Origin of the sequence: Halomonas sp. McD50-4, from assembly GCF_022348135.1 — a bacterium.
In the GTDB taxonomy this organism is placed as follows: Bacteria; Pseudomonadota; Gammaproteobacteria; order Pseudomonadales; family Halomonadaceae; genus Vreelandella; species Vreelandella piezotolerans.
The window spans coordinates 70,802-78,000 of record NZ_JAKRFG010000016.1 but is presented as its reverse complement, the minus strand read 5'-3'; the positions used below and the strand labels follow the sequence as shown (position 1 = coordinate 78,000).

Annotated in this window: 6 protein-coding genes; 2 read left to right on the top strand and 4 right to left on the bottom strand. The window is 58.5% G+C overall.

Annotation, left to right across the window (positions count from 1 at the left end; translation table 11 throughout):
- The first annotated feature begins 147 nt into the window (after positions 1-147).
- Complete coding sequence (locus MHM85_RS16510) at positions 148-1,320, top strand: diguanylate cyclase (protein ID WP_275443573.1); 1,173 nt, start codon at positions 148-150, stop codon at positions 1,318-1,320.
- Positions 1,321-1,523: 203 nt separating this feature from the next.
- Entirely contained in the window at positions 1,524-3,149 is a 1,626-nt protein-coding gene (locus tag MHM85_RS16505; RefSeq protein ID WP_239286454.1) for a diguanylate cyclase, read from the top strand.
- Here the strand turns inward: MHM85_RS16505 and MHM85_RS16500 are convergent.
- The 4 genes from MHM85_RS16500 to MHM85_RS16485 form a co-directional block, all read right to left on the bottom strand.
- The gene (locus MHM85_RS16500; RefSeq protein ID WP_153843776.1) at positions 3,127-3,951 is read right to left on the bottom strand and encodes a TraX family protein; all 825 of its coding nucleotides are present in this window, start codon (positions 3,949-3,951) and stop codon (positions 3,127-3,129) included. The genes MHM85_RS16505 and MHM85_RS16500 overlap by 23 nt on opposite strands.
- Before the next feature lie 75 nt (positions 3,952-4,026).
- Complete coding sequence (gene iadA, locus MHM85_RS16495; RefSeq protein ID WP_239286455.1) at positions 4,027-5,172, bottom strand: beta-aspartyl-peptidase; 1,146 nt, start codon at positions 5,170-5,172, stop codon at positions 4,027-4,029.
- 89 nt (positions 5,173-5,261) lie between these two features.
- Complete coding sequence (locus tag MHM85_RS16490) at positions 5,262-6,059, bottom strand: transporter substrate-binding domain-containing protein (protein WP_139526758.1); 798 nt, start codon at positions 6,057-6,059, stop codon at positions 5,262-5,264.
- 334 nt (positions 6,060-6,393) lie between these two features.
- On the bottom strand, positions 6,394-7,164 hold the full coding sequence (locus MHM85_RS16485; protein ID WP_239286456.1) for a transporter substrate-binding domain-containing protein: 771 nt from the start codon (positions 7,162-7,164) through the stop codon (positions 6,394-6,396).
- Positions 7,165-7,199 lie beyond the last annotated feature (35 nt).

Sequence of the window (7,199 nt, the reverse complement as noted above, 5' to 3'; positions counted from 1 at the left end):
CACTCGGAACTGGACACCGCGCCGGACGGTCTGGCTGAACCCGGACCGGGAAGACCCGCTGGTTCAACGCGATCAGCGATTAGAAGCCGCCTGATTCCAGGTTCCAACAAGCTTGACAGGCATCGCGTGGCAGCGGGTAGCGTTACGATGCTTTCGGCCGTGTGGTGGGTGGCCGTATGCTTCATCATCCCGATTAGCTTGCCCTTGCAAGTGCTGCTACTGCTCTCGCCAGCGCCGACCCAGCAGGCTATCGGTGGGTTGATTATTGTGTTTGTCGGTTTGTTGATTCTTACCAGCCGACGCCTGGGACAAGTCATTCACGATAATATTTCGCTACGCATGAGCATGGCCGATCGAGAAGCAAAATTGCTTGAGAGCGAAAATCGCTACCGCTCCATCTTTCAAAACTCACCGCTGGGCGTGCTTCACTTCGATGAAGACGGCAAGGTGACGGACTGTAATAGCAAGCTGCCGGTGATCCTGGGCGTTGATCGTCGTTGCATCGTGGGCCATGACTTGCTTGTGCCTTCCGCAGACCCCTGGGTGGCCGACAGCGTCAGGGATGCGATTGAAAAAGGGACGGGTTACTACGAAGGCACGTACCACCTCCCCAACACCCAAAAAAAGACGCCACTGCGTGCTTTTTTTAACGGTGTGCACGGCATGGACAATCGCATTATCGGTGGGGTGGCCATTATCGAGGACTTCACCGAGCGTAAACGCAGTGAAGAGATCATTTATCGCCAAGCCTATTACGATGCGCTCACGGATTTGCCCAATCGGCGCTTGTTCATCGAACGGCTGGAATCGCTCGATACCCACATGATCGACCAAAAGCGCAGCGGGTTGGTTCTGTTTCTAGACATGGACCGCTTCAAGTTGATCAACGACACCCTGGGGCATGCGGCTGGGGATGCGCTGTTGGTGCAGGTCGCGCGGCGCTTGGAGTCTTGCCTGCGCGACGGTGATATGGCCGCACGGCTAAGTGGCGATGAATTCGTTTTGCTGGCCCTGTTTGACGAAGAGAACGCGAGCCAAACGGACGCTCTTGCCGAGCAGTACATGGCCCGCGTTCAGCAGGCGCTGTCAGGGAAATACTGGTTGGAAAACCGCTTGGTCGATGTTACCCCGAGTATGGGGTACACCTGCTTTGATACGGCGGCCTATAACCATGTCGACGTGCTCAAGCAAGCCGATATCGCCATGTATCAGGCCAAATCCGAAGGCCGTGCGCGGCTGCGTCGCTATCAGCCGTGGATGAGTGATGAGGTCAACAGGCGTGTTAGCGAACAATCTTCCCATGTGGCCCCGCGCCGCTAGATCTCTAGGGCATGAAGCGATCCAGGCAGTCCTGATGGGCTGACGTCATCGCCCTCTTTTCGTAAGGCAAGCCGCTTAATAACGCGGCTTTTTTATTGTCGGCGGCTACTCCTTAATAGCGCGTAAACGTGCTAAAACAGGTGTATTAAAAACAACCTAACCAATAAGATTGGCGTCAAGCTGACTAAAAACAGGGAGTTTGTATGTCGCCCCCCACCCCCCTTGCCGCCACGGCAACGGCCTCTGGGCTGCGCAGTGGTTATCAGCGTGATCACCACATTACGTTGCAGCGTTTGCGCGGTGAAAAAGTGCGCTTGCTTTACGACAACTTATGGCAACCGGTGTTGAGCAGTGTACTGGCAGGTGGGCTGCTGGTGGCGGCCATGTGGCCCGTAGTGGACACCCCACTGCTGTTGGGGTGGTTTGTGTCACTGGCATTGATTTCTACCGTAAGGTTACTGCTGGCGCAGCGGTTCAAACGGTTGCCCGCTCTCCAGCAACAGCGTCGACGGTGGTTGCATTGGTTTGCCATGGGGGCCATTGCGTCAGGCTGTGTTTGGGGAGCTTCCGGCGTGCTGCTGTTCAGCCATGACCATCCTGGCCAAATCGCTGCGCTATCGATTGTGCTGGCTGGCATTGCGGCAGGCGGTGTGACGACGCTCTCGTCGGTATGGTGGATTGCCATTGGCTTCGTGCTTCCCATTCTATTGCCGCTTAAGCTGCAGTTTCTGCTGCAAGGCTCGCCACTATCGATTTTGATTGGCTTGATGTTAGTGCTGTTTTTAGGGTTGATCATGGCGACCAGCCGACGCTTTAGCCGGACCATCCATGACAATATCGCTCTGCGGGTGAGCATGGGGGCCCGCGAAGCACAGCTCAAGGAGAGCGAAAATCGCTATCGCTCCATTTTTCAGCACTCGCCGCTAGGCGTTCTGCACTTTGATGAGCAGGGCCAGATCACCGACTGCAATAGCAAGCTGCTGGACATACTGGGCGTGGAGCGCTCGAATCTGCTCGGCTATCGTATGCTGGATCGCTCTGCCGACCGTGACGTGGCGCAAGCGGTGAAGGATGCGCTGGAAAAAGGCACCGGCTATTACGAAGGCACATATCGACTGCCCAAAGCCACTGAGGGAACGCCGCTGAGGGCGTTTTTCAATGGGGTTCACAGTGCTAGCGATCAAATGATAGGTGGTGTGGCGATCATCGAAGACTTCACCGAACGGAAGCGCAGCGAGGCGATCATCTATCGCCAAGCCTACTACGACGCGTTGACCGATTTGCCCAATCGACGGCTGTTCATCGAGCGTCTGGAGGCGCTATGCCGAGAGCCAGAGAGCGGCCAACGCGGAGGCTTGGTGATGTTCATGGACATGGACCGCTTCAAGTTGATTAACGATACGCTTGGCCACGCAGCGGGCGATGATCTGCTCGTACAGGTCGCGCGCCGTTTGGAGTCCTGCCTACACGGCCAGGATATGGCTGCCCGTCTGAGCGGCGATGAGTTTGTGCTGTTGGCACTGTTCGATGTGTCGGAGAGCGAGGCACTCGACCTTGCCGCTGCCCGCTATATGACGACCGTACAGCAGGCGTTGGCCGGTCAGTACCGCCTAGAGAGCCGCTGGGTCGAGGTCACCCCGAGCATGGGCTATACCTGTTTCAATGCCGCTGACTGTGACCACGCAGATGTGCTCAAGCAGGCGGATACCGCGATGTATCAAGCCAAGACCGAGGGCCGAGCGCGGCTTCGCCGCTACCAGCCCTGGATGCGTGATGACGTGAACAAGCGCGTCGCCGAGCAGGCATCTACCCCGCCAATTGACCGCTAAGCAGAAGCCACAGGGCAATGAGGGCGAAGTGCCCTGGGTACCACGCCAGCCATAAACGTCGGGGCATGGCCAGCGCCACCGGCGGCACTCGCTGGGCTGCGCCTGCGGCGAGCATCAGGACCAGCACGCACGTGGCGACGGTGAACGATTTAGCCATGTCGGAGGCGTTCATCTGCCCGGCAATCCACAGTACGGGAAATGCCGCGAGCCCCGCCCATAGGCGTGATTTCAGCGCATCCCCTGTGTCACTGAGCGCCTGCATCGCAAACATGAACAGCGGAATCAGCAGCAGGCCGTTGTGGCCATACTCCACCCAAAATCCCAGTAGATACCACACCGTAACGCCGACGGCAGCGCCTAACATGAGCCAACCAAAGCCTAACGTTTGCTGTTGATAGTGCTGCCAGCCTTGGCGTACCAGCGCTCCTAGTGCCAACCCGCTGGCCAACGTAAAACAGACGTTCAAAATGAACGCATCGGACGCGCGGGGCATCATCATGTAGGGAATTTGCGCAACGAGCCCAATGATCAGAATGCGTCGCGAATAGCGAAGTGGGTTGCGGGTATTGAACAGGCCGTGCCACGCCACCATGGCGGCAAAGAGGGGGAACGCAATGCGCCCAATCGAGGAACCCGCCCAGCTCAAATCCCAATCACCCGGAAGCACGTAGCGGGTGAGGTGATCCACGGTCATGGTGAACAGCGCTAGCCACTGTCCCCATGCGGTCCAGTGGGAGGAGGGACGAAACGCGCTTGTCGTCTCCTGATGGGGCGTTGCGGGGCCCGCCGTCGTTTCAGCCATGCTACCTCCTTGGATGTGGTGGGGTGATAGTAAAGACCCGGTTTGGCTGAGCAAGTTCGCCGGAGGGCGTGACACTTAGCTGGCGCTGAAAATGGGTTTGCCCAGTGCCCAGACTTGGTCGATGGCCCAGTGATTTTCGCGTAGTACGATGAAATCTGCGTCCGAACCCGTCTGTAAGCGGCCTTTGTGGGGCAGTTTGAGCGTATCGGCGGCGGTGGTCGACGCGCAGCGTAGCGCGCGTTCCATGCTGATCTGATGCTCATTGACGCACTCGCCCAGCACCTCGAATAGACTGCTTAGTTTACCGGGTTTCAAGCCAATAAACCGGTGTTGATCATCGAATTCCGGCAGGGAGGCGTTGGCATCGGAGGAGAGGCTGAGTTGACCGGGCTCGATCCGTGCTTTCAGCGCCCGAGCCACTGCCTCGGAGGCAGGCACTTCACCACCGGCCAGCAGCTCGGGTGTGGTGCTGGTGGTGAAGTCGATGCGCCCGCCTTCACGGGCAAAGCGCAGGCCATCTTCGAACAGCGCGGCAGTGCGGTTTATGTGAGTGGGGTAGAACTGCGTCAGCGGGATGGCGCTGTTTTTGGCCACTTGGCGCAGCGGCTCCAAGTGGGTGTCGGCGTCGCCGGTGTGAATGAAGACGATGCCTGATTTCCCTGCGAGCAGCCCGGCGGTGCGGGCGTCGGAAGCAAGCCGCGTTAACTCTTGGGTAGTGGGTTGGGAGCCGCGATGGTCACTAATCGCGACTTCACCCACGCCGATGAACTCAGGAATGTAGAGAATATCGCTGGCTACCGAACCGGTCAGCGTAACGGGGGGAAGTTGGTAAGAGCCAGTGTAGGCGTAGGTGCTCAGCCCGCCAGCGGCCAGCTCCCGCGCTTTGCCAATCAGGTTGGCTGGGGTGCGGGTAAGTGCATCGGTGCCTAGCGCGCCCACCAGCGTGGTCACCCCGGAGGCACAGGCGTCTTCCAGGCTGAGTTCGGCGGTGCGGTTGCCAAAGCCGCCTTCACCGCCACCGCCGATGTAGTGCACCAGCGGGTCGACTAACCCTGGGATTACGCGGCGCCCTTCCAGGTCCACCGTACGAATCAGCGTGCCCAATTGATACGTTTCATCGGCATTCAGCACGGCGGCAACGCGTTGGTCGGCGATCAGCAGGTGGCACAGCCCAAGCGGTTCGGGGGCAAAGAGTTGGGCATTCTTTACAAGTGTCAGCATGGAGTTCCCTGGAGAGTCATCAGAAACGATAAGCGCCGACCAGAGGCCGGCGCTCGTAGTGATAGCGTCACGCTATTCGAACAGCGCGCTTATAAACGTACATCGTAGTTGAAGTAGCGGTTCATGATCTCATCATAAGTGCCGTTCTCCTTGAGCGCGTGCAGAGCCTCGTTGAAGCGTTCGGCCAGGGCTTCATCGCGGGGGCGAAACGCCATCCCCACACCTTGGCCAAAAATCTCCTCGGGCTGCTTGATGAAGTCGCTGATGCGCTGGAAATCGCTCTCTGGCGTGTCGATATCGATGGTGGCTTCGGCGATGGGGTAGTCCATGAAGGTGAGGTCCAGGCGGCCCGCCATCAGGTCGGTGACCACATCGTCAGCACCGGTATAGCGACGGATCTCCAAGACATCGCCGTAAAGCTGAGTGACGTAGTTGTCCTGCAACGTCGCTCGCTGCACGCCAACGGTCAAGCCTTCCAGGCTGGCACGATCTTCGATATCGATCTCTTTATCACGGGTGGTGATCCAGGCGCTGGGCGTGGTGTAGTACGCCTCGGAGAACAGCACCCGCTGGGCGCGCTCGTCGGTGATCGCCATGGAGGACATGATGGCGTCGTAGTTACGCGCCAGCAGTCCCGGAATGATGCCGTCCCAGTCTTGCTCGACCCATGTACAGGTGACCTCCATGTAGGCGCAGGCAGCGTTGCCGAGCTCGATTTCGAAACCGGTGAGCGTGCCGTCGGCCTCGCGGTACATGAAGGGTTCGTAAGGGACATCGACGCCGAGTCGAATCTCGTCATAATCCCGGGCAAAGGCGCCAGTGGATGCCAATGAAAGTGAAACACCAGCTGCAAGAACAGCGGCCACGGACAGCGTTGCATAACGCATAGTCAGTCTCCTGAAGCGATTTTTAGTAGGTAGGTCGATGCTGCTGTATGCCAACCGCCTTAGGGCGGCTATTGCATGGGGTGCGCTAAGCGCAGGAGTGCCGTGCGCCTTACACGCAGGGCAATATGCACGCACAGGGGCGTGCCTTGGCACGGGCGTGCCAAAAGGGGAGGGCTATTCGTCGAACCATTCGCTCAGGTAGAAACGGGCGATGTTGCCACGGGTACCTGGGCGAAGCGCGTGCAGCGCGGGGGATAAGAGGAGGCGTGAGGGCATGTTGGCGTCTCGCTTGCGAACCTCCCCAAGTGGGGAGGCTCGCTCAAGCAGCTAGCGCTTACTCTTCGCCGAAATAACGGGCGTAGATCTCATCGTAGGTGCCGTCTTCTTTAAGCTCCGCCAGAGCTTCGTTGAACTGCTCGGCTAGCGCTTCGTCACGCTGACGGAAGGCGATACCGAAACCGTCGCCGAAGTACTCTTTCGGCTCGCTGATGCGCTCACCTACAACCACGTACTCAGCTTCTTCGCTCTCTAGCAGCGTGGACTGGCCGATCGGGAAGTCGAGAAAGACGATATCCAGACGCTGTGCTTCCATGTCCAGCACCATGTCGTCGGCGGTGGAGTAGCGGCTGATGTCAGCGACGCTACTGAAGTTATCGGTGACGTAGTTATCCTGTAGGGTGCCGCGCTGAACGCCAATGGTTTTGCCTGCCAGGGTCTCTTCGTTGGCTTCGCTGATGTCCAGGCTGCTCGGAGCGAACCAGGCAGACGGCATGGTGATGTAGGGGTCTGAGAACAGTACCTGCTGACGGCGTTCGTCGTTGATGGTCATGGAGGACATGATCGCATCGTAGTTGCGTGACATCAGGCCTGGAATGATACCGTCCCACTCCTGCTCGACCCACTCACAGGTAACACCGATACGCTCGCATAGGGCGTTGCCCAGGTCGATGTCGAAGCCGGTCAGTTCACCTTCAGCGGTGCGGTATTCCATGGGCTCGTAGGGAACGTCGACGCCGATACGGACGTTGTCGTAATCGCGCGCGTGAGCAGAAGATGCTGCAGCGACGGCCAAGCCCAGCAGAGAAACAGTCAGTAGTTTTTTCATTTTTAGACACCAAAAGAAGCAGGTTCACCCAAGGT